At 59.4% G+C, this 26,121-nt stretch carries 20 protein-coding genes, 3 pseudogenes and 2 riboswitches; of the genes and pseudogenes, 16 read left to right on the forward strand and 7 right to left on the reverse strand.

Annotated elements, in window-relative coordinates; all coding sequences use genetic code 11:
* The first annotated feature begins 284 nt into the window (after positions 1 to 284).
* Positions 285 to 1,148: an RNA polymerase factor sigma-32 gene (locus BN1800_RS26535; protein WP_027512081.1), complete on the forward strand. Its 864-nt coding sequence runs from the start codon at positions 285 to 287 to the stop codon at positions 1,146 to 1,148.
* 52 nt (positions 1,149 to 1,200) lie between these two features.
* On the opposite strand, the gene BN1800_RS26540 is transcribed toward BN1800_RS26535, so the two are convergent.
* The 5 genes and pseudogenes from BN1800_RS26540 to BN1800_RS26560 form a co-directional block, all read right to left on the reverse strand.
* Entirely contained in the window at positions 1,201 to 2,745 is a 1,545-nt protein-coding gene (locus BN1800_RS26540; RefSeq protein ID WP_143534096.1) for a M48 family metalloprotease, read from the reverse strand.
* 252 nt (positions 2,746 to 2,997) lie between these two features.
* Positions 2,998 to 3,717: a thiamine ABC transporter ATP-binding protein gene (locus tag BN1800_RS26545; protein ID WP_087001831.1), complete on the reverse strand. Its 720-nt coding sequence runs from the start codon at positions 3,715 to 3,717 to the stop codon at positions 2,998 to 3,000.
* Positions 3,704 to 5,341 (reverse strand): thiamine/thiamine pyrophosphate ABC transporter permease ThiP, encoded by a 1,638-nt coding sequence (gene thiP, locus BN1800_RS26550; protein ID WP_087001832.1) that lies wholly within the window; start codon positions 5,339 to 5,341, stop codon positions 3,704 to 3,706. Before thiP ends, BN1800_RS26545 begins: the two co-directional genes overlap by 14 nt.
* Positions 5,341 to 6,363: a thiamine ABC transporter substrate binding subunit gene (gene thiB / locus BN1800_RS26555; RefSeq protein WP_087001833.1), complete on the reverse strand. Its 1,023-nt coding sequence runs from the start codon at positions 6,361 to 6,363 to the stop codon at positions 5,341 to 5,343. Before thiB ends, thiP begins: the two co-directional genes overlap by 1 nt.
* A 48-nt stretch (positions 6,364 to 6,411) precedes the next feature.
* Positions 6,412 to 6,523: riboswitch (TPP riboswitch) on the reverse strand.
* A 55-nt stretch (positions 6,524 to 6,578) separates the two neighbouring features.
* Positions 6,579 to 8,182: pseudogene (locus tag BN1800_RS26560) on the reverse strand (MDR family MFS transporter).
* Between the two features lie 117 nt (positions 8,183 to 8,299).
* Between BN1800_RS26560 and BN1800_RS26565 the strand changes: the two are divergent.
* The 3 genes and pseudogenes from BN1800_RS26565 to BN1800_RS26575 all read left to right on the forward strand — a co-directional run bounded on the left by BN1800_RS26565 (position 8,300) and on the right by BN1800_RS26575 (position 11,428).
* Positions 8,300 to 8,827, forward strand: coding sequence for a MarR family winged helix-turn-helix transcriptional regulator (locus BN1800_RS26565; RefSeq protein WP_087001834.1), 528 nt, complete (start codon positions 8,300 to 8,302; stop codon positions 8,825 to 8,827).
* Positions 8,828 to 8,866: 39 nt separating this feature from the next.
* Positions 8,867 to 9,523: a thiamine diphosphokinase gene (locus BN1800_RS26570; RefSeq protein ID WP_244564652.1), complete on the forward strand. Its 657-nt coding sequence runs from the start codon at positions 8,867 to 8,869 to the stop codon at positions 9,521 to 9,523.
* Between the two features lie 2 nt (positions 9,524 to 9,525).
* Positions 9,526 to 11,428: pseudogene (locus BN1800_RS26575) on the forward strand (ATP-binding cassette domain-containing protein).
* A gap of 48 nt (positions 11,429 to 11,476) precedes the next feature.
* Here BN1800_RS26575 and BN1800_RS26580 read toward each other — a convergent pair.
* Positions 11,477 to 13,390: an ABC transporter ATP-binding protein/permease gene (locus tag BN1800_RS26580; protein WP_087001835.1), complete on the reverse strand. Its 1,914-nt coding sequence runs from the start codon at positions 13,388 to 13,390 to the stop codon at positions 11,477 to 11,479.
* A gap of 152 nt (positions 13,391 to 13,542) precedes the next feature.
* A riboswitch (SAM riboswitch) is annotated at positions 13,543 to 13,620 on the forward strand.
* A gap of 60 nt (positions 13,621 to 13,680) precedes the next feature.
* On the opposite strand from BN1800_RS26580, the gene metA reads away from it, so the two are divergent.
* The 6 genes and pseudogenes from metA (at position 13,681) to BN1800_RS26610 (ending at position 19,635) form a co-directional block, all read left to right on the forward strand.
* Complete coding sequence (gene metA, locus BN1800_RS26585; protein ID WP_027512091.1) at positions 13,681 to 14,604, forward strand: homoserine O-acetyltransferase MetA; 924 nt, start codon at positions 13,681 to 13,683, stop codon at positions 14,602 to 14,604.
* A gap of 121 nt (positions 14,605 to 14,725) precedes the next feature.
* Positions 14,726 to 15,824, forward strand: a pseudogene (locus BN1800_RS26590) (aldose epimerase family protein).
* A 114-nt stretch (positions 15,825 to 15,938) separates the two neighbouring features.
* Positions 15,939 to 16,712, forward strand: coding sequence for a GntR family transcriptional regulator (locus BN1800_RS26595; RefSeq protein WP_027512093.1), 774 nt, complete (start codon positions 15,939 to 15,941; stop codon positions 16,710 to 16,712).
* Positions 16,709 to 17,740, forward strand: coding sequence for an SIS domain-containing protein (locus tag BN1800_RS26600; RefSeq protein ID WP_087001836.1), 1,032 nt, complete (start codon positions 16,709 to 16,711; stop codon positions 17,738 to 17,740). Before BN1800_RS26595 ends, BN1800_RS26600 begins: the two co-directional genes overlap by 4 nt.
* Positions 17,740 to 18,891, forward strand: a complete 1,152-nt coding sequence (nagA, locus tag BN1800_RS26605; RefSeq protein ID WP_087001870.1) for an N-acetylglucosamine-6-phosphate deacetylase — start codon at positions 17,740 to 17,742, stop codon at positions 18,889 to 18,891. The genes BN1800_RS26600 and nagA overlap by 1 nt, the downstream gene beginning before the upstream one ends.
* 15 nt (positions 18,892 to 18,906) lie before the next feature.
* Entirely contained in the window at positions 18,907 to 19,635 is a 729-nt protein-coding gene (locus tag BN1800_RS26610) for an SIS domain-containing protein (protein ID WP_087001837.1), read from the forward strand.
* A 56-nt stretch (positions 19,636 to 19,691) separates the two neighbouring features.
* On the opposite strand, the gene efp is transcribed toward BN1800_RS26610, so the two are convergent.
* Positions 19,692 to 20,261 carry an elongation factor P gene (gene efp / locus BN1800_RS26615; protein ID WP_027512097.1) on the reverse strand — a complete coding sequence of 190 codons (570 nt, stop codon included), beginning with the start codon at positions 20,259 to 20,261 and terminating at the stop codon, positions 19,692 to 19,694.
* Between the two features lie 151 nt (positions 20,262 to 20,412).
* Here efp and epmA point away from each other — a divergent pair, with 151 nt between their 5' ends.
* The 6 genes from epmA (at position 20,413) to BN1800_RS26645 (ending at position 26,109) form a co-directional block, all read left to right on the forward strand.
* Positions 20,413 to 21,477 (forward strand): EF-P lysine aminoacylase EpmA, encoded by a 1,065-nt coding sequence (gene epmA, locus BN1800_RS26620; RefSeq protein ID WP_087001838.1) that lies wholly within the window; start codon positions 20,413 to 20,415, stop codon positions 21,475 to 21,477.
* Positions 21,474 to 22,526 (forward strand): lysine-2,3-aminomutase-like protein, encoded by a 1,053-nt coding sequence (locus BN1800_RS26625; protein ID WP_087001839.1) that lies wholly within the window; start codon positions 21,474 to 21,476, stop codon positions 22,524 to 22,526. Before epmA ends, BN1800_RS26625 begins: the two co-directional genes overlap by 4 nt.
* Positions 22,527 to 22,791: 265 nt before the next feature.
* A complete protein-coding gene (locus BN1800_RS26630) occupies positions 22,792 to 23,043 on the forward strand; it encodes an acyl carrier protein (RefSeq protein ID WP_027512100.1) in 252 nt (83 codons plus the stop codon).
* Positions 23,043 to 24,224, forward strand: coding sequence for an acyl-CoA dehydrogenase family protein (locus BN1800_RS26635; protein WP_087001871.1), 1,182 nt, complete (start codon positions 23,043 to 23,045; stop codon positions 24,222 to 24,224). Before BN1800_RS26630 ends, BN1800_RS26635 begins: the two co-directional genes overlap by 1 nt.
* Positions 24,225 to 24,229: 5 nt before the next feature.
* A complete protein-coding gene (locus BN1800_RS26640; protein WP_087001840.1) occupies positions 24,230 to 25,138 on the forward strand; it encodes an amino acid--[acyl-carrier-protein] ligase in 909 nt (302 codons plus the stop codon).
* 8 nt (positions 25,139 to 25,146) lie between these two features.
* The gene (locus tag BN1800_RS26645; protein WP_087001841.1) at positions 25,147 to 26,109 is read left to right on the forward strand and encodes a DUF1839 family protein; all 963 of its coding nucleotides are present in this window, start codon (positions 25,147 to 25,149) and stop codon (positions 26,107 to 26,109) included.
* The last annotated feature ends 12 nt before the right edge of the window (positions 26,110 to 26,121 follow it).

Here is a 26,121-nt window from a genome sequence, read left to right on the forward strand (position 1 = left end):
TGCATCGGGAAATATTCGTCCCCTCGAACGTTCGCATTCCTGTCAACGTTCGATGAGGAGCGGATCATGCCTTCCCCAAATTGCCCTGCCGGCAACTTGAAGAAACAGGTCCAGCTTTACTGCCTTAACGGCACATGACGAAGAGATAGGGCCCCCTCCTGAAAAATCCAGAAGCGGGGCCTTTATGCAATTCAGACGCTGGATTGGTTCGGACAGCGATGTTCCGGAAACGGATCTTGTTTGTTTCTTTCAGGGGCACGAGGCCTGATTTTTAGGAGACCGATATGAAGAACATGTCTGCAGACCGGCGTATGATCAAAATCGCCATGGCGGCTCCCTATCTTGCTCGGGAAGAAGAACATAACCTCGCTATTCGCTGGAAGGACAATGAGGATCGCGGCGCCCGAAACCAGATCGCGATGGCTCACATGCGCCTCGTTATTTCCATGGCGGGCAAGTTCCGGAATTTCGGTCTGCCAATGAGCGATCTCGTACAGGAAGGTTATGTCGGACTTCTTGAGGCCGCTGCCCGCTTTGAGCCGGAGCGCGAGGTGCGCTTCTCCACCTATGCAAGCTGGTGGATCCGCGCGTCGATCCAGGACTATATCCTGCGCAACTGGTCGATTGTTCGCGGCGGCACGAGTTCCGCGCAGAAGGCCCTTTTCTTCAATCTGCGCCGCCTCCGCGCCAAGCTTGCCAGAGGCGACTCGCATCTCACCCTTCAATCCATCCATCAGGAGATCGCGGCTGCCTTGGGTGTCAGCCTTGCCGACGTTCAGACGATGGATGCGCGTCTTTCGGGCAATGACGCCTCGCTGCAGGCACCTTCGGTCTCCGGCGATGCTGACAGCGCGGAGAAGATGGATTTCCTTGTCAGCGATGATCCGCTGCCGGACGAGCAGGTTTCCAACATGATTGACGGTGAACGCCGCCGTATCTGGCTGACATCGGCGCTGAAACATCTCAATGAGCGCGAAATGAAGATCATTGCAGCGCGCCGCCTTGCCGAAGAAGGCGCGACGCTCGAGGAACTCGGCGCCGATCTCGGAATTTCGAAGGAACGCGTTCGCCAGATCGAAAGCCGCGCCATGGAAAAATTGCGCAGCGCGCTTGTCAATGCGGATCCGCATATGGCGGCTCACGCCTAAGAGCCTTTACTCCCAGCAGCACAAACTCACCCGGTGAAAGCCGGGTTCTTTTTTATTCGGAAATGATCTTCACGCGGTCGCCGGGCGAAACCGTGCCGCCGGCCCGCAGGGCATTGATCAGTTTGAAGAGGTCGAGTTTACGATCCGTGCCAAGCATTCGGGCCGCCAGCGTTGCGACGTTTTCGCCGGGACGAACGGTGACGACGCGGATTCTCAGGGGCTTCAGCGTTGCCGCCTCCTGCGGCGTCATGCGGCGGAAGCTGGCGCGCAACACGTCTGCCGTCTGCTGCAAGACGGCACTGCCCTTTGGAACGGCCGTCAGGAAGCGGAAGATCTGCGAATTATTGCGCACCACCGTAACATCGAAATCCCATCGATCCGCTGTGGCACGGGCCGTTGCCGCTTCCATGCCGTTAACGGTGATCGGCCGGATCGTCGAAGGATCGAGACCAGTGACCCAGCCGCTCGAAATGTAATTCGTCAAGCTCTGGTTGTCGTTGCCGGCAACGCCGTCAAAGCGGATAGCCACGTCTCCCGGACCGGTTGCCATGACGGCTTCGACTTTGTTGTCGATGCTGAAATCCGGCGGCACGTCGAAGCGAATGCCGAGACCGCCATGCAGGAAGGTCTGGCCGCGAACATAGCCTTCCTCCGGACTGTCGCCATAGAGAAGACCGTCGATGCCATCGAGATAGTAGCCCCTTCCCTTGTCACCGACCGTCCCTTCCTGGCCGAAGGCGCGGGCGTGATCGCGCGAAAGCTCGATGCGCTGCACCGAGTTCGGGTGGCTCGAAAGGAAGTCCAGGCTTTGGTCGGCGTCAGGATCGGCAGACATGAAGCGGCTGTAGGCAGCCATCGAATCGAGGAAGCGCGTGGCGGCATAAGGGTCATAACCCGCTTCGCCAAGCATGCGCACACCAATCACGTCGGCCTGCAGTTCCTGCTGGCGGGAGAAAGCCGCAAGACGCAGCTTGCCTCGCGCGAGAGCTTGCTTACCAGCGATGTCGCTCGACAGCACCTCGGCAACCACGCGGCTTGCAATGACCTCAGCCTCTTCGCGCTTCTGCCGCTCGATGCCGTGATTGGCCGTCACGTGACCCATTTCATGCGACAGCACGGCTGCGACTTCCGAAGCATCGTTGGCGAGTGCCAGCAGGCCGCGGGTTACATAGAGATAGCCGCCCGGCAGTGCAAAAGCATTGATCGCCGGTGAATTCAAAATCGTGATGCGATAGGACTGGCTCGGATTTTCCGAAACCGCCGTCAGCGCGCCGGCAATGCGGGCAACGAGGCGTTCGGTCTTGGCATCCTTGTATTCGCCGCCGTAGCTCGCAACGATACGCGGATGTTCGCGCGCACCCATGGCGGCACGTGGATCGTTCTTTTGTACTTCATCGACGATCTGCGGATTGGCAGAGGGAGAGACGGTCGGCTGATACGATTGTTCGATGATCGACTGGCAGCCATTAAGCGCAACTGCGGCCGCAGACACGAGTAATGCGCGGCGGCTCCACCGGTATGGCACAGAAAGCACGTTACTGGAGGGCGCGGGGCGTTTCCACGTCGTCATGCTGTCCAGTCTGGCTCTCCGAGTCATCTTGCTTTTAGGCCGGTTTGCCGCATGTCTGATCCGGCCGCTTCCAACGGGGTTCAACAGTCGTCCATCCCGGTTCTCGCACTGCACAACGGGAAGACACAAGCCATTGCTGTAACTGATTTCCGCATCGGTTGCATAGCGAGACTCTGCTTAATTGTAGCGCCGTTGTATTTTAGCAAGCGTGGCATCGTTAGGGTGTCCTCTCGCTCGGATGAAATTGTGGCGAAAGTGCCAGTGCAAGCGTGAGATTCGTCAGCGGCGCAGAAATTGCCGTAGCGCAGGCATGTCCTCCCGCGCGAGATAATCGGAGAGTGGCGCGGCAAGAACGATCGCCCCTTTATCGATAAAGACACCGTAGTCGGCGATTCGACGCACCTCGTCGGGATCATGCGAAACGATGATCACCGTGTTGCCGGTCTCCATATGCAAGCCGAGCAGCAGCTCGGCCATGTCTGCGCGCAAGCCCGGATCAAGTGCGGCAAAAGGTTCATCCAGGAGCAGAACGGCGCGCTTTCGCACGAGCGCCCGCGCAAACGCTGCTCGCTGCCGCTCCCCGCCGGAAAGCGTTGCGGGCATACGCCGTTCGAAATTGGCGAGGCCGACCTTCTCGAACGCCTCAGAAATGTTTCGCCGGTCCTCGGCAGTGAGCTTCAATGTCGAATCGATCCCCAGACCGACATTGGTGAAGAGATCGAGATGGGCAAAGAGATTGTTGTCCTGGAAGACGACCGAGACTGGACGCTCCGCCGGATAGGCCGCCGTCACATCGGCGCCGTGCATCCGAATGCGGCCGACGTCAGGTCGTTCAAAGCCGGCGAGCAGATTGAGAAAGGTTGATTTTCCGGCGCCGGAAGGGCCGCTCACCGCGACGATCCGGCCGGCCGGCAGACGGCAATCGAAATGGAAAGCGTGCGTGCCGAGCTTCAAGCGCACGTCCTCCATTTCGATCCCGGCTTGATCAGCGGCCGTCATTGCCATTCTCCCGCCTTGGCTGGCCTGCGGTTCCAGCGATCGTCAGCAGTAGACAAACAACGCCGAGGATAAGCGCAAGGCCGTCGGCGTCGTTCGTCCTGTAGCTGCCCATGCGGCTATAAACGAGCCAGGGCAATGTGACAAAACCCTCGGAGCCAAAGAGCGCGACGGCGCCGAGATCGCCAAGTGAGAGCGCCATGGCGAATGACAAGGCAGTGAGCAGCGGCTTCTTCAAGCCCGGCCAATCTATGAATCTCAATCGGGCAGCGCCCGCAATACCCAGGCTTGCGGACAGTTTCTGCGTCCGGCGCTGATGCACAACATAGGCCGGCTCCAGTACGCGCATGACAAAGGGAAGCGCCATCAGCATATTGATGAGAACGACGAGCAAGGCCGCAAAGCGCGTCGCATCGCCGAAAGGCCGCAGTGCCATGAACCATCCGGTCGCAAGCACGATCGGCGGCACGAGCAGGACCATCGACGAAGCGCTGCCCATGGCCGTAAAGAAGGATCGGTCGGTAATGCCTCGCCGCCGTTTCGATACAATTGCATGCCGGGCACGTATCATGGCCATCGAAAGGGCGACTGAAAGCAGAGCCGCGGTGAGCGAGATTGCGAAGCTCGTTCCGGCCGACTGCCAGAAGATCGGCTCCTGCAGCAGCTTTATGAGATCGGCATGCAATCCTGCCGTGATAACGGATAGAAGCGGCAAGCCGAGGAAAAGCACGGCGATCAGCAACAAGAGCCTGTCGGCCAATCGGGCACCTGGGCCTTTGCCATCCAGCCGCTTGATGTCCCTGCCTGTGGTCAAGCCTTCATCTCCGGCCGGTGGAAAGAATGCCATCGCGCCCAGGATCGCCGCCGTGAGCGCGATCTGCAGGAGCGACAAGGCGATTGCGCGGCCGGGATCGAAATCGAAGCGAAGCGACTGGTAGATCGCAACTTCGATCGTGGTCGCCGCCGGGCCACCGCCGAGGGTCAGCACCAGTGTGAAGCTGGTGGCGCAGAGCATGAAGATCAATCCACCGATCCCGGGAATGAGCGGGCGGATCGCCGGCCATTCAATGAAGCGGAAAACCGAGCGGGGCCGCATGCCGAGACCGCTTGCCATCAGCCAGTATTCGGCAGGCACTCGTTCGAGACCCGCGAGGATCAGCCGGCAGGCAAGCGGCAGGTTGAAGAAGATATGGGCGAGAAGGATGCCCGTGAGCCCATAGATGCTTATCGGTTCGTCGAGCCCGACCTTCACCAGCAGAGAGTTCAACAACCCCTGCCTGCCCCATATGCCAATCAGGCCGAGTGCTCCGATCAGCACTGGCAGCCCCATTGGAATCGCCATCAGGCGGATGATCCAGATGCGGCCTATAAAATGCGGCTGGCGAGCGAGCGCGCGTGCAACCGGAATTGCTAAGGCGATGGAAAGTGCGGTTGAAAGCAGCGCTTGCAGCAGCGTGAAGCGCAGCACACGCAGAATATAAGGATCGAAAAGAATGCCGGCGATGGCCGATCCCCCACCGGCAAAAAGCAACGAGAATGCTGCAAGGCCGACAAACAACGTGACGGCGGCGAGGCTGATCACCCCGCCGGTCAATGCACGCTGTTGTTCAGCTGCGGTCTGCAGCATCAGTTCATGCTCATCGCTGCGAGCCACTCGTCGATCCAGGCCTTGCGATTCCTGGCGACGTCGTCAGGGCTCATCGAGAAGGTCTTGGCCGGATTGACGAGCTTGTTAAAGGCGTCGGGGAGCGGCTCAGAGGTTGCGGAAACGGGCATCATCCAATTGTTCGTCGGGATGGTATCCTGGAAGGCGGGTGTCACCATGAATTTCAGGAAATCGCGAGCGAGATCCTTGGTCGGCGCATTCTTCAGAAGACCTGCGACTTCGATCTGGATAAAATGGCCTTCAGAGAAAGCTGCGGCCTGATAGCGATCAGTTTTTTCGACGACCATATGGTAGGCTGGGGACGTGGTGTAAGAGAGCACCATCGGTGCCTCACCCTTGGTGAACAGGCCATAGGCTTCGGACCAGCCGGGCGTGACCGTCAGGATGCGGTTCTTGAGTCGGGCCCAAGCTTCCGGCGCCTTGTCGCCGTAAATGGATTTGATCCAGAGCAGCAGGCCAAGACCGGGCGTCGAGGTTCGCGGATCCTCGATGACGATCTTCTGCGCGGGATCGCCCTCGACCAGATCCTTCATGCTCTGCGGCGGGTTCTTGATCGTCTGTGTGTCGTAGATGATCGCAAAGTGGCCGTAGTCGTAGGGAACGAAGACATCGTCCACGAAGCCGCCCGGCACCTTCAGAGCGCCGGCATCGACACCGCTTGCGTCGAACAGGCCGGTTTCCTTGGCTTCGGTGACAAGGCTCGTGTCGATGCCGAGGACGACGTCAGCTTTGGTGGAGGCCCCCTCGAGCTTCAAGCGCGAAAGCAGTGCGACGCCATCGGCAACGCTGACGAAATTGACCGTGCAGCCGCATGTCTTCTCAAAAGCCTCCTTGACCTTAGGTCCAGGTCCCCATTCGGACGTGAAGCTTTCATAAGTATAGATGGTGAGCGTCTTTCCCGCGGCGTGCGCGGCAGACAAGCCAAGCGTCGCGGCGAAAAATGCTGCGGTCAGCGAAGAGATGATCGATGTGCGGCCGGACATGGCACGCCTCCTCCTTGAGTTTCGTTTGAACGGGAAAAGGGCGTTGCCGAATGTCACGCGTCTAATCCCTCCGCCGGTGTTAACCGGATCAGGTTCCGCGGGTTGGCTCGAAGCCTCTCAGCCGGATGTCTTCGGACACGCGGCACCCCGTTAGAGCGTCGGCAGATGTATCGTCATGAAGTCGCTGTGACAAGGGCGAAGCGGAGCTTCCGCGCCTATTCGGCAGCTTCGGCGGCCGCTGTTGCCGGACTTATCTCTTCACGCGATCGAGGGAGCTGAACCGGCCTCAGCATGAGTGCCGCTGCAAGCCCTATCAGGGCAATGGCGCAGGAGGTCATGAAGAGCGGCATGAAGGCTGCGGCATAAGCATCGGCGACAGCCAGGCGGCTTGCTTCGGGAAGGGCAGCCATCATCTTCGGCGTCAGTTGCTCGACATCGGCAACAAGGGGAATGGAGTGGCCGATTTTTGCAAGCTGCGAGCCGATAATCGCGCCATAGATCGAAATGGCGATCGAGGCGCCGCCCATTCGCGAAAGGGTCACAGAGCCGGTCGCGGCGCCGACATCACCGGCATGAGCTGCATTCTGCACGCCGATCACCGGCACCTGCTGAGCGAGACCGATGCCGATCCCATGTATCATCATGAGCGCGCCGATGAAGGCGATCGGGGTACCTGCATGAACTTGCGAGAGCGTGGCGAAGGCGACCGCACTGCACGAGAAGCTTGCAACTGCGAAGGGTTTGTAGCGTCCTGTCTTCGAAATGATCCGCCCGGCGGAAAGCGAACCGCAAACCAGCCCGCCCGTGAGAAGAATGAAGAGCAAGCCCGCCCGCGATGGCGAAAGGCCCGTGGTCGTCTGCAGAAACAGCGCAAAATAATTCACCATGCCGATCGCGATTCCACCACTCATGACGGAGATCACCAGCAAGAGGCTGAAGGTCGAATTGCGAAAGAGCGGCAGCGGCAGGATCGGCTCGGGCGCACGACGCTCCACNGGCTGAAGGTCGAATTGCGAAAGAGCGGCAGCGGCAGGATCGGCTCGGGCGCACGACGCTCCACAAAAACCCAGGCGATCGCGCAGATGGCGCCGAAGCCGATGATGCTCAGACTTAGAGGCGAAACGAGAGAGCCGAAAAGTTGGCTGCCATCGGCCGTCAACACAATGCTCGTCGTTGTCATCGCCAAAAGTGCTGCGCCGGCGTAGTCGATCTTCGGGCGGCGATGCGGCTTGCGGTAGGGTAGCATGAAGGCAAGGCCCGCGAGCACGGCAAAGCCGATGGGCACATTGATGAGAAAGATCGAACGCCAGCCGAAGAGGTCGCTCATCATGCCGCCAAGAACTGGTCCAACGGCGCTCGACGCCATCAGGACGAGGCTGGAGTAACTCTGGTAGCGGGCTCTTTCGCGCGGTTCGAAGAGATCGGCGTTGACGGCAAAGATTGAAACCATAATGCCACCACCGCCAAGCCCCTGCAGAATGCGAGCAGCAATCAGCGTATTCATCGATACGGCCAAACCGCATACGGCCGAGCCGATGGTGAATATGGCGACTGACGTCATCATCACATATTTGCGGCCAAACAGATCGCCGAGCTTGCCGTAGACCGGCATGACGGCGCTCAGCGACAGCAAATAGGCCGAGCCGATCCATCCGAAGCGTTCCAGATGGCCGAACTCCCCGACGATCGTTGGAAGTGCCGTCGAGACGATCTGATTGTCGAGCGTCGCCATGAACATGGCCGTCATCAGGAAAAAGAAGAGTATGAGCCGCCGCCGGTGATCCGTCACGAGCGGCGTGGGCACTGTTTGCATATCCATGAAAACATTGTTCCGACTTTTACCGGTTGGTTATGTGCCTATAGCATATAAATGTCAATGGCATGCGAATGACACAAGCATGTTCTCATTTGGCAAACGCTCTGTTATGATTCATATATGAGCGAAACCGCGTCCCAACCTGATGAATCCGACGCCACGTCTCTTGATGTGGACGGCGTTCCCCGCATTGGCCGGAGCATGACCCGCATGCGCCTGATGACCGGCCGCCGGCTGATTGGGCGGCTGGCGATCCAGAGTGTGGCGCCGGGTCTCGAACTCTCCCATCTCGATGTTTTGGATGCGATCCGCAGGGCCCAGCCGGCCGGCGAAGTCACAGTTGGCGCGATCGCCGAGATGCTGCGCATCGACCCATCTCGCGCAAGCCGCGTGGTCGCGGATATGGTCGGACGCAACGTGCTTCGCCGCGAGGCATCGCAGGCGGACGCACGGCGCATCATCGTCGTGATGACTCCGCTTGGACAGCGGCTTCTTTCGGAAATGAAGGCGCAGAAGCTGTCGATCGTTTCCGAGATCGTGGCCGATTGGCCGAGAGAGGATGTGGATGCCTTTGCCGCGCTCTTCGAGCGTTTCATCGGCGGCTACGAAAAGGTCTTCCTGTCGCGCGACAAGGATATGCCCGGCTGACCTGCCCCTTTCCCTTGACCCCCGCTTTGCGCTATGGGCATGCCCATGAGCCAATCCATCTTCACGATCCTGCTCGGCGGCGAACTCAGCCCGACCGAACGTCTGCGTTCTGCAATCTCGGGCAGCCGCTTCATCGCGGCCGACGGCGGCATGCGGCATGCGGCAGCACTCGGCGTGGTTCCGGAGCTTTGGGTCGGGGATTTTGATTCGACGCCGCCGGATCTGGAAGGCACGTTTCCGGACGTCCCGAAACAGCCCTACCCCGCCGCCAAAGCCGCAACGGACGGCGAAATCGCCGTGGCAGAGGCAATTGCCCGCGGTGCACGGCGCCTGGTCCTTGCCGGCGCGCTCAGTGGCGAGCGCTCGGACCATGCGCTGCAGCACCTGCTCTATGCCGTCAGCCTCGCCGAACAGGGTTTTGACATTCTGCTCACCTCCGGAACGGAGGAGGCCGTGCCGCTTCTCGCCGGTTCGATCGTGCTCGACTTGCCGAAGAACAGTTTGTTTTCGGTGTCCGGCTTCAGCGAGCTGCATGGTCTTTTCATCGAGAATGCACGCTACCCGCTCGCCGATTTTCATTTGCCCTTCGGCTCCTCGCGCACCATTTCCAACGTTGCGGAAGGCAAGGTTCGCTTCACGCTCGGCAGCGGCCGGGCGATCATCCTTGCCCGTCCCTATGATCTTTCCGGAGTCTGATTTTGGCCCCTCCCATCCTGAAACTCGATGATATCTTCCTGAACTTCGGCGGCACGCCTCTCTTGGCCGGCGCGAACCTGCAAGTCGAGTCCGGCGACAAGATCTGTCTGGTCGGCCGCAACGGTTCGGGCAAATCGACCCTTCTGAAGATCGCGGCCGGGATCGTTGAAGCGCAATCGGGCGAGGTTTTCCGCCATCCGTCCTCGACGGTGCGCTATCTGGAGCAGGCTCCGGATTTTGCGGGGTTCAAGACCGTGCAAGCTTATGCGGAAGCCGGTCTCGGACCGGGCGATGATCCTTATCGCGTGGCCTACCTTCTCTCGCATCTCGGCCTCACCGGCGAAGAGGACCCGAACAACCTCTCTGGCGGCGAAGCGCGACGGGCCGCGCTTGCCCGCGTGCTGGCGCCCGAACCGGATATTCTCCTACTTGATGAGCCGACGAACCATCTCGACCTTCCGACCATCGAATGGCTGGAAGGTGAACTTCAGAAAAGCCGGAGCGCTCTGGTCCTAATTTCCCACGACCGTCGTTTCCTCGAAAAGGTCTCGACCGCGACCGTCTGGCTCGACCGCGGCACGTCGCGGCGGCTCGACCGTGGCTTTGCGCATTTCGAAGCGTGGCGCGATCAAGTGCTTGAGGCGGAAGAGCTGGAACAACACAAACTTGGTAAGGCGATCGAGCGCGAGGAGCATTGGCTGCGTTACGGCGTGACGGCGCGGCGCAAGCGCAATATGCGCCGCCTCGGCGAACTGCAAACCATGCGCTCCCAGTATCGGGGCCACAAGGGGCCGCAGGGAACTGTGCAGGCTGCCGTGTCCGACGCGCAGGAATCCGGCAAGCTCGTGATCGAAGCAGAGAAGANGGCCGCAGGGAACTGTGCAGGCTGCCGTGTCCGACGCGCAGGAATCCGGCAAGCTCGTGATCGAAGCAGAGAAGATTACCAAGACCTTCGGCGACCGTTTGATCGTGGCGCCGTTTTCAATCCGCGTCCATCGCGGCGATTGCATCGGTCTGGTCGGGCCAAACGGCGCGGGCAAGACGACGCTTCTGAAGATGCTGACGGGACAGCTCGCGCCGGATAGCGGCACGGTGAAGCTCGGCACCAACCTCGAAATTGCAACACTCGACCAGAAGCGCGACGATATCGATCCAGAGAATACGCTCGCGAACTACCTGACAGACGGGCGCGGCGAGAGCCTGCTGGTGAACGGCGAGCAGCGGCATGTGACCGGTTACATGAAGGAATTCCTCTTTCAGCCGGAACAGGCGCGCACGCCGATCAAGAACTTGTCGGGCGGCGAGCGCGCGCGGCTGATGCTGGCGCGCATCCTCTCTCGGCCGACCAACCTTTTGATCCTCGACGAACCAACCAACGATCTCGATCTCGAGACTCTGGACCTGCTGCAGGAAATCGTGGCCGGGTTCCCCGGCACCGTCATCGTCGTCAGCCACGACCGCGATTTTCTCGACCGTACGGTGACATCGACCATTGCACCCACCGTTCCCGATGCGCCCGATGGGCGCTGGATCGAGTATGCCGGCGGCTATTCCGACATGCTTGCCCAGCGCAAGGGCGCAATGGAGGAGCGAAGGAGGGCCGAAAAGGCCGCGGAAAAGCCGAGAGCTGAGCCCACGACACCTGCAGCAGACGCCTCGAAGGGCAAGGTCAAGCTCTCCTACAAGCAGAAATTCGCCCTCGAAAACCTGCCGAAGGAGATAGCCAAAGCAGAAGCTGAAATCGCAAAGCGCGAAGAAAAGATGGCAGACCCCAATCTATTCAGCAAGGATCCCGCCACCTTCAATCGGTTTGCGGCGGAGATGGAAAAGCTACGCGACAGCCTGACGGCAATGGAAGAGGAATGGCTGGAGCTCGAAATGCTGCGCGAAGAGCTGGAAGGCTGATAGGAAATTGCGCCTTACTGTTTCATGTGGCAGATGTTAACCAACTATTCAAAGGGCAGGAGCCGGTGCATGCGCTGTGCCAGTCCCGGTCTTTGGAACAGTCGGTTGCTCGATTTTTGCCGCCAGCGGGTGCAAATGCAAGGTGCGCGGATTGAACGCTTCGAGGTAAGCGTCGGATCTTCCGATATAGATCATGGTGGACCCGGACAGCATCGTTAGTACCTCAATCAGCGTTGATTGCCATTCCAGCTCAAGCCCTTCCAGCACTTCATCGAAAATGATCCAGCGCGGGCGAACGAGCAGCAGGCGGGCAAAGCCGATCGCCTTCTGCTCGTCGGAATCCAGCACCTTGTCCCAGCGGGCTCGTGTATCGAGACGTGTGACGAGGTGACCAAGGCCGGCTTTTTCAAGTGCTGTTTCGACATCTTCCTTATTGTAGGTGGTCGCCGGCTCCGGGAAGGACAGTGCTTCGCGTAGCGTGCCGCCCGGTACATAGGCTACCTGCGGAAAGAAGAGAATGTCCTTGGCAGGCGGCAGCCCTATCTTGCCGTGGCCGCAGGGCCAGAGGCCGGCGAGCGCCTGGAACAGCAGTTTGCGATTCACATTGTGATCGCCATTGATCATGACCTTCTCGCCAGCCCTGATCGTGACATCCGTCTCGCGAACGGCAAAGCCGCCGCACTGGTCGATCTCCTCGCCGAGCTTGGCTGCGATCGTGACATTCCTGAGGGTCAGCGTATCCGCGTTATCCTCGTAGGCGATCGCATTCTTCGGATTGAGCGGCTCGTCCATGCCCTGCAAGGCGTGGCGGAAATCAGTCACGCGCATCAACGTGGCACGCCATTCGGCAATCGGACCAAAATTGGCGACATACCAGCGCAGTGNGCGGAAATCAGTCACGCGCATCAACGTGGCACGCCATTCGGCAATCGGACCAAAATTGGCGACATACCAGCGCAGTGCGGTGTTCACCTGGTTGAAGGCGCCGACGGACATCATCAGTTCACCGAAGGTCAGGCTTCCCGAAAAATAGGCGGGAGCGGCAACGATGATCGGAATGACGATGACCAGCCAGCCGTAGCCGGCCGAAACCCAGGTGAGGTTGGTGGTCGCCATCGTCAGGCGCTTCAGGATGGCGAGTACCGAGGTGATGTCTCCATTGATCCGCTCACGTTCGTTTTCCTCGCCGCGGGCAACGGTAATCGCTGGCATATTTTCGTTGGCATGCATCAGCGAAAAGCGAAGCTCCGCCTCCTTGGAAAAGCGGTCGGCGTTCAGCCTCACCAGTTTCCGGCCGACGATCTGGCTGAGAATCGAGGCGGACGCCGCATAAAAGATCGCGGCCCAGACCATATATCCTGGGATGGCAAAGGCATAGGTGCGGAAATGGAAGACGAAGCCGCTCGAAAGCTCCCAGAGAACGCCGATGAAGCTGACAAGCAGGATCGTCGACTGGAGGAGGCCGAGCGTGAGGCCGGTCGTGCTTTCCGCAAGATTGCGGGCGTCTTCATGCAATCGCTGGTCCGGATTGACGCCGATCAGGCCGGTTGAAGCGAGGCGCAGCGCACGCTTGCGCTTCAGCCATTGATCCACGAGATCGCGGGTTAACCCTTCGCGCATGTAAAGCGCGGTCATCTGATTGAGCCACGCCTGGCCGACGTTCAGGAGCAGCAGTGAACCGGCAATCAGTGCGAAAACCTCAAGCTGATGGAAGAATTCGGTGACGTCCCGGCGTTGTAGGGAATCGTAGAACGGCGCATTCCAGCGATTCAAGATAACCTGGCCATAAGCGGTCGCCAGAATCACAGCAACTAGAATCAGCGCGAGAAGTACGATCTTGCTGCGGACCTTCGAATTCCAGAATGCCGCAAACATCAGCTTCAGGCGATATCCGAGGCTCAGATCGTAACCTACCCTATCCTGTCCTTGAATGCTCGGTCTGACTTTGACGTCGTCTGCCATTATGCTCTTCCATGCGAACCATGATCTTTGATTAACATGGTGACGCGCCCTGTCTATCAACAGATTCTACCAGTCATTAACGCGTGAGTTACCTTGGTTCAACGCGCCACTTCGAGAATCGCGATTGATTCGCGTGGGCTCCAGCGCTATTTAGTGTGCTCCGTGGTGATTTGGCCGGCCGGCTTGCAGCCACGTTAAATAAATCGCTAAAGGGCCGCGTGCGGACCGGTAGCGATTCTTTCGCCGCCGGTTTTTGTTTGCCGGTACCTTTGTTTGATCGAGTGACCGCAATGCCTATCAAGATCCCCGATACCCTGCCCGCTTTCGAAACTCTCGTTCATGAGGGCGTGCGAGTGATGACCGAAACGGCGGCGATCCGTCAGGATATCCGCCCTTTGCAGATCGGGCTTCTCAATCTCATGCCGAACAAGATCAAGACGGAGTTGCAGATGGCACGCCTCGTGGGCGCTTCGCCGCTGCAGGTGGAGCTCTCGCTGGTCCGCATTGGAAACCATAGGGCCAAGAATACGTCCGAAGATCATTTGCTTGCCTTCTACCAGACCTGGGAAGAGGTAAAGCATCGCAAGTTCGACGGCTTCATTATCACGGGCGCACCGATCGAGGCTCTGCCTTACGAGGACGTGACCTATTGGAAAGAAATGGAGCAGATCTTCGATTGGACCGAGACGAACGTTCATTCGAGCATGAATGTTTGCTGGGGCGCAATGGCGGCGATCTACCATTTCCACAAGGTTCCGAAATACGAGCTCAAGGAAAAGGCCTTCGGCGTCTATCGTCACAAGAACCTCAAGCCCTCATCTGTCTACCTCAACGGCTTTTCCGATAATTTCGAGGTGCCGGTTTCACGCTGGACCGAGGTCCGGCGCGCCGATATCGAAAAATCCGCAAACCTCGAAATCCTCATGGAATCCGATGAGATGGGCGTGTGTCTCGCGCACGAGGAAAAAGGCAAGCGGCTCTACATGTTCAACCATGTGGAATACGACTCCACATCGCTTTCGGACGAATATTTCCGCGACGTGAATGCCGGGGTGCCGATCAAGATGCCGCACAATTATTTCCCGCATAACGATCCGTCGCTCGCACCCCAGAACCGCTGGCGCAGCCACGCGCATCTGCTCTTCGGCAACTGGATCAACGAGATTTACCAGACGACGCCTTATAATCTCGACGAAATCGGCACAAAAATCTGAGCTGCAGCCGCCGCTGACCTTGCGGCTGCAGCGTTTCTTTTTGTGCTTGGTGGTTGCGGTCCTTGGCAAATGGGGGCAGGTTCGCGACCTGAAATCAACACAGATTTGGGAATGGCGGACCATGTCAGAAAAGCTCGAACGGGAAGTTTTCGGAACGGCGAAAGACGGCGAAACCGTCTATCGCGTCGAGATCAAGGGCGGTGGTCTCACCGCCAAGATCATGACTTGGGGTGCGGTCATACAGGATCTCCGGCTCGATGGGCATGATGCCCCTCTCCTGCTCGGCTTCGACGACTTTGCCAGCTATCCGGCCCATTCCGCCTATTTCGGCGCGACGCCCGGCCGCTGCGCCAACCGCATCGGCGATGGCAAATTCATGCTCGATGGCAAGGCCTATCAGCTCGAACTCAACGAGAAGGGCGTTTCGCATCTGCATGGCGGAAGCGACAATATCGCCAAGCGCAACTGGACGATCGTCGAGCATGAGGTCGATCGCGTCGTGCTGAAGATTGTCGACCCGGATGGCCGTGCCGGCTATCCGGGCAATTGCACGGTCCAAGCGACTTACCGGGTCCATGGCAATGGCGAGTTCTCGGTTCTCTATGAAACGACCACCGACCAGCCGACGCTCGCCAATGTCTGCCAGCATGCCTATTTCAACCTCGACGGCCGCGAGGATGCGCTCGGCCACGACATCATGATCGCTGCCGATCATTATCTACCGACCAATGACAGGCAGATTCCGACCGGCGAGGTCCGTCCCGTCGAAGGCACGGTGTTCGATTTCCGCGAAATGGCGCCGATGAAGCGGCTCGAAGGTGGAGAGCAGGCGCTTTACGATCATAATTTCTGCCTTTCGACGGAACGCATGGCAAAGCGCTCCGTCGTACTGGCACGCNGAGCAGGCGCTTTACGATCATAATTTCTGCCTTTCGACGGAACGCATGGCAAAGCGCTCCGTCGTACTGGCACGCAGCGTCAATTCAGGTGTCTCGCTGGAGGTTCGGACTACTGAACCGGGAGTGCAGTTCTATGCCGGCTTCAAGCTCGACGTTGCGGTACCGGGCATCGGCGGCCGGAAATACGGGCCCTTTGCCGGTTTCTGCCTTGAAACGCAGGTCTGGCCGGATGCAATCAACCACGAAGGCTTCCCGAATGCGGTGCTGCGCCCAGGCGACGTGCTGCGGCAGGAGACGGACTACATCTTCACGAAGAGCTGATCTCTGCGGGGATATTGCCTCGCCCTTGAACCCTCGTGCCCGTCACGAGGGTTTTATTTTGCCTATATAGATTCAACTTGAAAAGTGGTTCTAAATAGGTTCTATTGCCTATCCATGGATAGAACCAGTCTGGTAGCGGAGCTCAATGCCCGCGGTCTGCGCGATGACGTGATGGCGGGACCGCTGTACAAGCGGTTGGCGCTGGCTTTGACGGGCCTCATTCAGGAAGGCCTTCTTAAGCCGGGGGCGCCTCTTCCCGGAGAGCGTGACCTCGCCGAGGCCCTGAAGCTTGGCCGCGTGACAGTGCGGACCGCCTATCGTGATCTGATGAGTTCCGGTGCATTGGAGTCGCGACACGGCAGCGGTACTTTCGTTTCCAGCAAGGTCGAGCGCATGGAGCAGCCGCTCTGGCGTCTTTCGTCTTTCTCGGCCGATATGCGGTCACGTGGCCGTTCGCCGGCCGCAAGGATACTGTCCCGTACGATCAATTCGCCGTCGCCGGAAGAATCCTTCCTCCTCGGTTTGGGGCAGGATGAGACCGTTCTGCGCTTGGATCGTTTGCGCCTTGCGGATGGCTTGCCGCTGGCGATCGAACGGGCGGTTGTGCCGGTCAAGTTCCTCGGCAACAATGCCGGCGGCGAGGGATCGCTTTATGATGCGCTGGCGGCAAGCGGCCACAAGCCGGTGCGTGCTCTGCAGCGGCTAACCGCCGTGACGCTCGACCCTTCCTCGGCCTCGATGCTGAATGTGAAGACCGGTGCGCCGGCGCTTTTGATCGAACGGATTTCCCGCCTGGAAGATCAGCGGGTCGTGGAATACACCCGCTCGCATTACCGCGGCGATGCCTATGATTTCGTAGCCGAACTGAGAATTGGAGATGACCTATGAGTGAGAACCAGTCGCTGATGCTGCAGGAGGCGGGTCAGTCGCCGGACGTGGTCGCCTCGCTGCTTCAAAAGGAAAAGCCGGTGTTCGCCGAGATCGCCAAGCTGTTTTCCTCGGCTCGTCCGAGCGTGGTGACGACGGCCGCGCGCGGCTCTTCGGACCATGCCGCAACCTTCTTCAAGTATCTCTTTGAAATCACCACCGGTGTTCCCGTGGCCTCGATCGGCCCATCGATCGCGTCTGTCTATGGTACACCTCTGCAGCTGAAGGGTGGCGTTCACTTCACGGTTTCGCAATCGGGCGCCAGCCCGGATATCGTCGCCCTTCAGGAAGCCGCCAAACGCGGCGGCGCGAAGACGATCGCAGTCGTGAACGTCACTGACAGCCCGCTTGCGAAGCAGGCGGATATCGTTCTGGACCTCAATGCGGGTGCGGAAAAGAGCGTTGCCGCGACCAAGTCGTTCATTGCCTCGGTCGCAGCGCTTGCCGGCGTGACGGCTGCGATTGGCAGCAAGGCTGATCTCCAAGCCTCATTGGAGAAATTGCCGGAGGCTCTATCGGCGACTGTGGGTATCGATACGGGTGCGGCAGAAGACGTGCTCTTCGATGCAACCTCGCTTTATATAGCAGGCCGCGGTCCGGCATTCGCGATCGCGCTTGAGGCCGCGCTGAAAGCCAAGGAAACATCCGGCCTTCACGCGGAAGCCTTCTCGCTGGCCGAACTGATGCATGGCCCGATGCGTCTCGTACAGCCGGGTTTCCCGATCGTCGCCTTCATGCCCGATGATGCGGCCTATGCCAACAATGTTCAGGCGCTGGAACGGTTGCAGAAGCTCGGCGCAACGACGGTGCCGTTTTCGGCGCAACCGCTGTCCGGCGTCAATCTGCGCGTGCCGACGACGGGCAGCGGCCTGCTCGATCCGCTGGTGTCGCTTCTCGTCTACTATCGCCTGATCGAGTCGGTTACGCGTCGCAAGGGTTTCGATCCGGATAAGCCGGCGAACCTGCTCAAAGTCACGGAGACGATATGATGCCCCGCAAGATTTTCACCGGTGCCCGCATCTTCGATGGCGAGAGGTTCCACGACGGAAGAGCGCTGATCGTTGTCAATGGCCGGGTCGAGGCCATCGTTCCGCGAAACGGATTGCCCGAGCGCGAGACGATCTTGCTTGACGGCGGCGTGCTTTCGGCAGGTTTCGTCGATGCGCAGGTGAATGGCGGCGGTGGGCGTATGCTGAATGATGAGCCGTCGGCATCGTCAATGCATATCATCGCCGAGGGGCACCGGCGTTACGGCACGACGGCACTGCTGCCGACGCTGATCACCGATACGGCAGAGGCGACGGCGGCGGCGATCGAGGCAGCGAAGGATGCGGTCAAAACCAACCGCGGCGTGGCCGGTCTTCATCTGGAAGGTCCGCATCTGGCACCCGCCCGTAAAGGTGCGCATCTTGCCGAACTGATGCGCCCGGTCGAAGACAGGGATGTCAAAGCCTTAATCCGAGCCCGCGAGGCCATCGGTACGCTGCTCGTGACGATGGCGGCCGAGCAGGTGACGGTCGCGCAGGTTCGCGAACTGAGCGAAGCCGGCGTCATCGTTAGCATCGGTCATTCGGATTGTTCCAGCGAAGCCGCGGAAGAGCGGTTCGATGCCGGTGCACGCGGCGTCACCCATCTTTTCAACGCCATGAGCCAGATGGGCCATCGCGCGCCCGGTCTGGTCGGGGCCGCGATCGACCATCCGTCGACGTGGTGCGGCATCATCGCCGACGGCCACCATGTCGATCCGAAAGCGCTGCGCACGGCACTTCGTGCCAAGCGCGGGGAGGGTAAGCTCTTCTTCGTGACGGACGCCATGTCGCTGGTTGGCTCCGAAAAAGATACGTTCACATTGAACGGCCGCACCGTGCGGCGTGAGAAGGGGGGCTTCTGCTCGAAGCTGGTGCTTTCGGACGGAACGCTTGCCGGATCCGACGTCGATATGGCGTCGACCATCCGCTATGGCGTCACCTATCTCGATCTGACGCTTTCCGAGGCACTGCGCATGGCAACGCTTTATCCGGCCCGCTCTCTCCGGCTCGATGATTATGGCCATCTTTCGCCGGGAGCGCGTGCCGACCTCGTGCATCTGACGGATGCGATCGAAGTTACTGCCACTTGGATCGGCGGCGAAGCGGCCTGAAGTGAAGGAAATGCCATGACCGCGGTTACGGATGCTTATTTTTCCAATCTGATCGGCCGTTTGGAGGTTTTGAAGAAAAGTCTTGAAGAACCGATGGCGAAGGCGGCCGCAGCAATCCTCGATGCGGCACGTAACGACAAGCGCGTTTATGTATTCGGCACTGGCCATTCGCATATGCTGGCTGAGGAGGTGCACTATCGCGCCGGCGGTCTGGCCTTCACCGTGCCAGTTCTGGTCGGCTCTGCCATGCTGCACGAGGGGGCGGTGATCAGCTCAGTCTATGAGCGCACAGAGGGTCTCGTCCGCCCGGTGTTGGAGCGCTACGGCATGCAACCGGGCGATGTCATCGTCATCGCTTCGAACTCGGGCGTGAATGCCGCACCGATCGAGGCTGCGGATTATGGCCGGGAGATCGGCGCCAAGGTGATTGCCATTACCTCGCTTGCCTATTCAAGCGCGATTGCCAACGGCCGCCGCCGGCTCGCGGATATCGCAGATGTAGTGCTGGACAACGGCCTTCCGCCCGGCGATGCCGTGCTCGATCTGGCTGGAAGCGGCCTCAAGGTCGGCCCGGTGTCGACGGCAGTCGGAGCAACGGTGCTGAACGCGATCTTTGCGGAAGTCGCGGCGGAGCTTTCGAAGTCCGGCGATGCACCGGTCTATCTCAGTGCCAACATGCCGGGGGCTGCTGCCGTCAACCAGCAGCTCGTCAAGAAATACCGGCCGCGTAATCCTCACCTCTGAGCCCAACAAAAAAGGCCGGCGTCAGGCCGGCCTCTCTGTCTGACATGTCCGAAGGATCAATCCTTGGCGCGTTCGACGTAGGAGTTGTCTTCCGTTGCGACAACGACGCGGGTGCCGGCGTTGATATGCGGCGGCACCATGGTGCGCACGCCGTTCGAAAGCATTGCCGGCTTGTAGGAGGAAGACGCCGTCTGCCCTTTGACGACCGGTTCCGTCTCGACGATCTCGAGCGTGACGTGGCGCGGCAGTTGGATCGCCAGCGGAATGCCTTCATGGATCGACAGAACGCACGTCATACCTTCCTGGAGGTAAGCCTTCTGGTCGCCCATCGTTTCATTGTCGACGACAACCTGGTCATAGTTCGCCGGGTTCATGAAGTGGAAGCCTTCGCCGTCTTCGTAAAGGAACTGGAAGTTCACGTCTTCGACGAAGGCGCGCTCGACCTGCTCTGTCGTGCGCCAGCGCTCGGACACCTTTACGCCATCAACGATCCGGCGCATGTCCACCTGGGTGACTGGCGTGCCCTTGCCAGGGTGGAAGTTCTGCGCGGTGAGAACGACGTAGAGTTTGCCGTCTACGTCGAGAACGTTGCCCTTGCGGACCGAAGAGGCGATGACCTTGACCATAAGACTTCCTTGTAACTCGGCTTTTGGCGTCGTAGAGGGACTGTCGAAAGGGCCTCAATGACGCACATTGTTTTTCGTTGGGGCGCAACTAACCTAAAATCCGGCAAAAGGCCAGCCCTCGCATTGGCTGGCTAGACGAAGAAAGCTGAGTATGAACCTTGTCAGCGCCAAAGCGTCTCCCTGGTGGACGCCGAGCGTCCATGCGGATCGCCGCCCTTTCCTGATCGGGCGGAATGCAATCCAGGGGGCGCTGCGCGGCTACTTCGCTCGCGAGGATTTCATCGAGGTTGACACGGCGACACTGCAGGTTTCGCCGGGAAACGAGGCGCATCTGCACGCTTTCGCAACCGAGGCGCTGACGACAGACGGGCAGGCGACGCCATTCTACCTGCACACCTCGCCGGAATTTGCCTGCAAGAAGCTGCTCTCAGCCGGCGAGCAGCGCATTGCCTGCTTCGCGCATGTCTATCGCAACCGCGAGCGCGGCCCGCTGCATCATCCCGAATTCACGATGCTGGAATGGTATCGCGCCGGCGAAAGCTACGAGACGCTGATGATGGATTGCGTGCGGCTTCTGGCGCTGGCCGCCGAAACCATCAAGACGCCGAAGCTGGCCTACCGGGGCGCCGAGACCGACCCCTTTGCTGGGCCTGAACGCATCAGTGTCGCAGAGGCGTTCGAGCGCTATGGAGGCATTGACCTGCTGGCGTCGATCGCCGCAGATGGATCGACGGACCGGGAGTATTTGGCCTCCGAACTGCGCCGGAATGGCATCCGCGTTTCTGCCGACGACGGCTGGGCTGATCTTTTCAGCCGCGCGCTTGTTGAAAAGATAGAGCCGCACTTAGGTTTCGGGCGGGTGACCATTCTTGACGAGTACCCGGTTTCCGAGGCCGCACTTGCCCGTCCCTCGGCGCGCGATCCGCGAGTTGCGGAGCGTTTCGAGCTCTATGCCTGCGGTGTCGAGTTGGCGAACGGCTTCGGCGAACTTACTAATGCGGCAGAACAACGCCGCCGTTTCGAGATCGAGATGGCTGAAAAAGCGCGCATATACGGTGAACGCTACCCGCTCGACGAGGATTTCCTTGATGCGCTTTCGATCATGCCGGAGGCAAGCGGCATTGCGCTTGGCTTTGATCGGCTAGTGATGCTGGCAACGGGCGCATCGCGTATCGACCAGGTGCTCTGGACGCCGGTTGCGGAGTACGGTCGATGAATATCGTCCGGCCGATCAAAAGCGTCGATGACCTGGCGAACGCCGGGTTGGTATCCGATCGCGATCGGCAGGCATTGGAAGAGGTGGCCGCACGATATGCGATCGCTCTGACACCCACCGTTACCAAGCTAATCGATCGGACCGATGCGGCCGATCCGATCGCGCGTCAATTCGTGCCCGATATAGCCGAGCTTATTGCAACACCTGAAGAGCGCGCCGACCCGATCGGCGATCATGCGCACAGCCCGGTTGAGGGCATCGTACACCGCTATCCGGATCGCGTGCTGCTGAAGGCCGTGCACGTCTGCCCGGTCTATTGCCGCTTCTGCTTCAGGCGAGAGATGGTCGGTCCTCAAGGGCTTGGCACGCTTGAGCCGGCGGCGATGAAGGCTGCTTTCGACTATATAAGCAGCCATCCGGAGATATGGGAAGTAATCCTCACGGGCGGCGACCCGCTCGTCCTTTCGTCGCGGCGGCTTGATGAGATCACGCGGGAGCTTGCAGCTATCGATCATGTGAAGATCGTCCGGTTCCACACGCGCGTACCCGTTGTCGATCCGCCGAAGATCGATGCCGCATTGATCGCCGCCTTGAAAGCGAGCGGCAAGACAACTTATATCGCGCTCCATGCCAATCATCCGCGCGAGCTGACAAGCGAGGCCCGCGCAGCCTGTGCACGGCTCGTAGATGCCGGTCTCGTCATGATCAGCCAGTCCGTACTTTTGAAAGGCGTGAACGACGATGCTGCCGTTCTGGCAGATTTGATGAAGGCCTTCGTCGAGACGCGCATCAAACCTTACTATTTGCATCATCCCGACCTGGCACCCGGCACCAGCCATTTCCGGCTGACGATCGAGGAGGGTCAGAAGATCGTTTCTTCGCTGCGCGGGCGCATCTCGGGCCTCTGTCAGCCAGCCTATATTCTTGATATTCCAGGTGGTTACGGGAAAGCAGTGATCGGCGAGAGCGCTATCCGGAAGAGCGCGGATGGCTGCTTCTCCGTGTCGGATTACCGGGGCGGCGAACATTCCTACCCTCCCTCCGAGTGACAGAAAGCAAACACAAATGTCTCATTTCCGCACTTTCAGCCCAGATACCAATTTTATCATTTGCGGCAGGAGTAACGGCTAAGTATCTGTCACGAAAAAGATAAAAGCTGTTGCGGCAAGGTAGTTGCTAAAACTTTAAGTGCGAGTCTTCCTCATATTTAACCAGACAAGTTAGCGGAATATTTGGTTTTCCGGCCTAAAAGAACGCTCATGATGAAGGCGATAATCGCCAGCTCGGGATCATGACATCTTGGAGGTGCTAAGGATGAACAAGACAATCCGCGAACTGCTCGCCAAATTCGGCAAGCTGCCCGTTTCGATCGATCAGGTGGCCGACGACGCCGATCTTTATGCGGTTGGTCTAACGTCCTTTGCTTCCGTGCAACTCATGCTCGGTATCGAAGAAGCCTTCGATATTGAATTCCCGGACAATCTCCTCAACCGCAAGTCCTTTGCCAGCATCTCCGCGATCGAAAAAACCGTCGATATCATCAAGGACAACCGGAAGGTCGCATGATGAACTTTCCGGTCAAGATCACGGAAGAGAGTTTTACCGTCAGAACGGCGCGCGTTGCCGAGATCGCCGCGAAATATGCCGACGATGTCGACGCCGAAAGCCGCTTTCCGCGCGAGGCTGTCGACGCAATGAAAGCCGAGCGGCTGCTCGGCATTCAGGTGCCGCGCCATCTCGGCGGCGAGGGCGCTTCAACGACCGAAATCGCCGAACTCTGCTCCGTTCTTGGCCAGGCCTGCGCCGCGAGTGCCATGGTTTTTGCCATGCACCACATCAAGCTTTCGAGCGTTGCCGAGCACGGTACCGAAAGCGAATGGCATGCAGGCTTCATGCGGCGCATCGCGGCCGAGCAATTGCTGATCGCATCGGCGACAACCGAAGGCGGTATCGGCGGCAACCTGCGCAACAGCATCTGCGCCATCGAAATCAGCAGCGACAGCTGTCGTCTCGAAAAGGACGCGACCGTCATCTCCTACGGCTCGCATGCCGACGCGATCCTTGTTACCTCGCGCAGCCATCCGGAGGCTGCCTCCTCCGATCAAGTTCTGACCGCCTTTCTCAAGGACCAATACACACTCGAGCGCACGCACGTCTGGAATACGCTCGGCATGCGCGGCACCTGCTCCGACGGCTTCCTCTTCAAGGGGGAAGCGCCCGCCGTTCAGATCCTGCCGAAGCCTTTCGCCGAGATCGCCGCACAATCGATGCTCGCTTCGTCGCACCTGCTCTGGAGCGGCGTGTGGTATGGCATCGCGGTCGATGCCGTTTCCCGCGCGCAGGCTTTTGTCCGCGCTGCCGCCCGCAAGTCTCCCGGTACTCCACCTCCCGGTGCGCTGCGGCTCGCCGAAGTCTCCAACCTGCTGCAGATGGTGAAATCGAACGTCGTGGCCGGTCTCAAAGCCTATGAAGATGCCAAGGCCGATCCGGACAAGCTTTCCTCGATGGGCTTTGCGGTGGCAATGAACAACGTGAAGATTGCGTCGTCGGAAACGATCCTGGAGATCGTCAACCACGCCATGCTGATCTGCGGCATCATGGGCTACAAGAACGGCACGCCCTTCAGCCTCGGCCGTCATTTGCGCGACGCCCATTCCGCACAGCTTATGATCTCGAATGACCGCATCCTCGGCAACACGTCGAGCATGCTTCTCGTCCACAAGCAGGACACTAGCCTATTGGGGTGACAGTCATGGATATGCAGACCTCGTTTTTGGACCGGCTCTTCGAATCCGGCCTTTTGATCGATACCGGTATCGATGGTCTTTATGGCCGCAGCGGACAGTTCGAAGACGTCATCACTGCCTTCGAGCGGCTGATCGACAAATTCGGCGGTGCCGATGGTGCCGAAGCCATGCGCTTTCCGCCCGGCATGAACCGCGCCCTCTTCGAAAAGAGTGGTTACATGAAAAGCTTCCCGCAGCTTGCTGGCACTGTCCACAGCTTCTGCGGCAGCGAACTTGACCACATGAGCCTGCTTCAGTGCATAGAAGTCGGCGACGACTGGACAAAGGGCCAGGAAGCGACGGATATCGTGCTTACGCCGGCCGCCTGCTATCCGCTTTACCCAGTGATCGCCAAGCGCGGCAATCTGCCTGCCAAAGGCGGTCTCTTCGACCTGCAGTCCTATTGCTTCCGCCATGAACCATCGAAGGACCCCGCCCGCCAGCAGCTTTTCCGCATGCGCGAATATGTCTGCATGGGCACGGAAAGCCACGTCACCGACTTCCGCCAGCGCTGGATGGATCGCGGTGTCGAGATGATGAAGCAGGTCGGCCTCGAAGTCGTCATCGACGTCGCCAACGACCCATTCTTCGGTCGCGCGGGCAAGATGATGGTCAATAACCAGCGTGATCAAAACCTGAAGTTCGAGCTGCTGATCCCGATCACATCGACCGCCAAGCCGACGGCCTGCATGAGCTTCAACTATCATCAGGACTCCTTCGGCCAGAAGTGGGGTCTCAATCTCGAAGACGGCAGCGTCGCACACACCGCCTGCGTCGGCTTCGGTCTCGAGCGCATCGCGCTTGCGCTGTTCCATCATCACGGACTCGACGTGAAGGAATGGCCGGCGGATGTCCGCAACGCGCTCTGGGGCTGAGCGGTCTCATGTCCTCCGTCTTCCTGGCCATCCGTCCAGATGGCTACCGCCAGCATGCCCTGCACTCCAGCGAGCGCATGTGGCCGGAAACAAACTGCTATATCGACCTCTGGATCGAAGTGCTGAACACGCTAGGTCTGCCGCCTGAAGCGATGCTCGGCTTCACGCTGACGCAGGATTTCGAGGGGGATCAGTTCACCTTCTTCAAGGTGCGGCTCGAAGATCTCGAGGCGCTCTACGACATCCGTGTCACCGAACTCGCAATCTTCGACCGCGTCGAGCATCACATCGAAACGCAGATCGGGCGGGGCCGTCTCTGCCTGATCGAGATGGACTCCTTCTATATGCCGGACACTCAGGGCACGGCCTATCGTTCCGAGCATGGCAAGACGACTGTGGCCATCAATCGGCTGGACACTGCCGCGAAGCGTGTCGAGTATTTTCACAATGCCGGCTATTTTGAACTCGAGGGCGAGGATTTCGACGGTCTCTTCCAAGCGCAACTGACGGACAAGGATCGGCCCTTCCTGCCTTATACCGAATTTGCAAAATTTCCGCGAACGTTTGCCGGCGAGAATTATATCCGGGATGTGGCTGGCCGTCTTTTCAAGGTCCATTTTTCGCGCCGGCCCGCCGAAAATCCGATCCGCGCCTTCGCCAAACAATTCCCGCAGCAGGTGGAGGCTGTCGCAGAGCGGCCTTTCGGCTTCTTTCACAAATACGCCTTCAACACATTGCGACAGTTCGGCGCCAATTTCGAGCTGGCTGCGGATCATCTCGCGTGGCTTTCGCGGGGCAAGTTCGTGCAAGCCGAAGAGAGTGCCCGGCGCATCTCCGAAGTGGCGAAGTCGGTACAATTCCAGCTTGCCCGGGCCGTCACGCGCAGGAAGTTCGAGCCATTGCAGACGGCGCTTGATCCGGCGGCAGATGCGTGGGATGCCATGATGACGTCGATTTCCGATCGGCTTTGATACCGGGGGCTT

The sequence above is a fragment of the Rhizobium sullae genome (assembly GCF_900169785.1).
Classification (GTDB): domain Bacteria; phylum Pseudomonadota; class Alphaproteobacteria; order Rhizobiales; family Rhizobiaceae; genus Rhizobium; species Rhizobium sullae.

Bases quoted from the DNA above. Each gene is read 5' to 3' on its own strand.
- BN1800_RS26535 (WP_027512081.1), top strand. From the start codon at position 285: ATGAAGAACATGTCTGCAGACCGGCGTATGATCAAAATCGCCATGGCG.
- BN1800_RS26540 (WP_143534096.1), bottom strand. From the start codon at position 2,745: ATGACTCGGAGAGCCAGACTGGACAGCATGACGACGTGGAAACGCCCC.
- BN1800_RS26545 (WP_087001831.1), bottom strand. From the start codon at position 3,717: ATGACGGCCGCTGATCAAGCCGGGATCGAAATGGAGGACGTGCGCTTG.
- thiP (WP_087001832.1), bottom strand. From the start codon at position 5,341: ATGCTGCAGACCGCAGCTGAACAACAGCGTGCATTGACCGGCGGGGTG.
- thiB (WP_087001833.1), bottom strand. From the start codon at position 6,363: ATGTCCGGCCGCACATCGATCATCTCTTCGCTGACCGCAGCATTTTTC.
- BN1800_RS26565 (WP_087001834.1), top strand. From the start codon at position 8,300: ATGAGCGAAACCGCGTCCCAACCTGATGAATCCGACGCCACGTCTCTT.
- BN1800_RS26570 (WP_244564652.1), top strand. From the start codon at position 8,867: ATGCCCATGAGCCAATCCATCTTCACGATCCTGCTCGGCGGCGAACTC.
- metA (WP_027512091.1), top strand. From the start codon at position 13,681: ATGCCTATCAAGATCCCCGATACCCTGCCCGCTTTCGAAACTCTCGTT.
- BN1800_RS26595 (WP_027512093.1), top strand. From the start codon at position 15,939: ATGGATAGAACCAGTCTGGTAGCGGAGCTCAATGCCCGCGGTCTGCGC.
- BN1800_RS26600 (WP_087001836.1), top strand. From the start codon at position 16,709: ATGAGTGAGAACCAGTCGCTGATGCTGCAGGAGGCGGGTCAGTCGCCG.
- nagA (WP_087001870.1), top strand. From the start codon at position 17,740: ATGCCCCGCAAGATTTTCACCGGTGCCCGCATCTTCGATGGCGAGAGG.
- BN1800_RS26610 (WP_087001837.1), top strand. From the start codon at position 18,907: ATGACCGCGGTTACGGATGCTTATTTTTCCAATCTGATCGGCCGTTTG.
- efp (WP_027512097.1), bottom strand. From the start codon at position 20,261: ATGGTCAAGGTCATCGCCTCTTCGGTCCGCAAGGGCAACGTTCTCGAC.
- epmA (WP_087001838.1), top strand. From the start codon at position 20,413: ATGAACCTTGTCAGCGCCAAAGCGTCTCCCTGGTGGACGCCGAGCGTC.
- BN1800_RS26625 (WP_087001839.1), top strand. From the start codon at position 21,474: ATGAATATCGTCCGGCCGATCAAAAGCGTCGATGACCTGGCGAACGCC.
- BN1800_RS26630 (WP_027512100.1), top strand. From the start codon at position 22,792: ATGAACAAGACAATCCGCGAACTGCTCGCCAAATTCGGCAAGCTGCCC.
- BN1800_RS26635 (WP_087001871.1), top strand. From the start codon at position 23,043: ATGAACTTTCCGGTCAAGATCACGGAAGAGAGTTTTACCGTCAGAACG.
- BN1800_RS26640 (WP_087001840.1), top strand. From the start codon at position 24,230: ATGGATATGCAGACCTCGTTTTTGGACCGGCTCTTCGAATCCGGCCTT.
- BN1800_RS26645 (WP_087001841.1), top strand. From the start codon at position 25,147: ATGTCCTCCGTCTTCCTGGCCATCCGTCCAGATGGCTACCGCCAGCAT.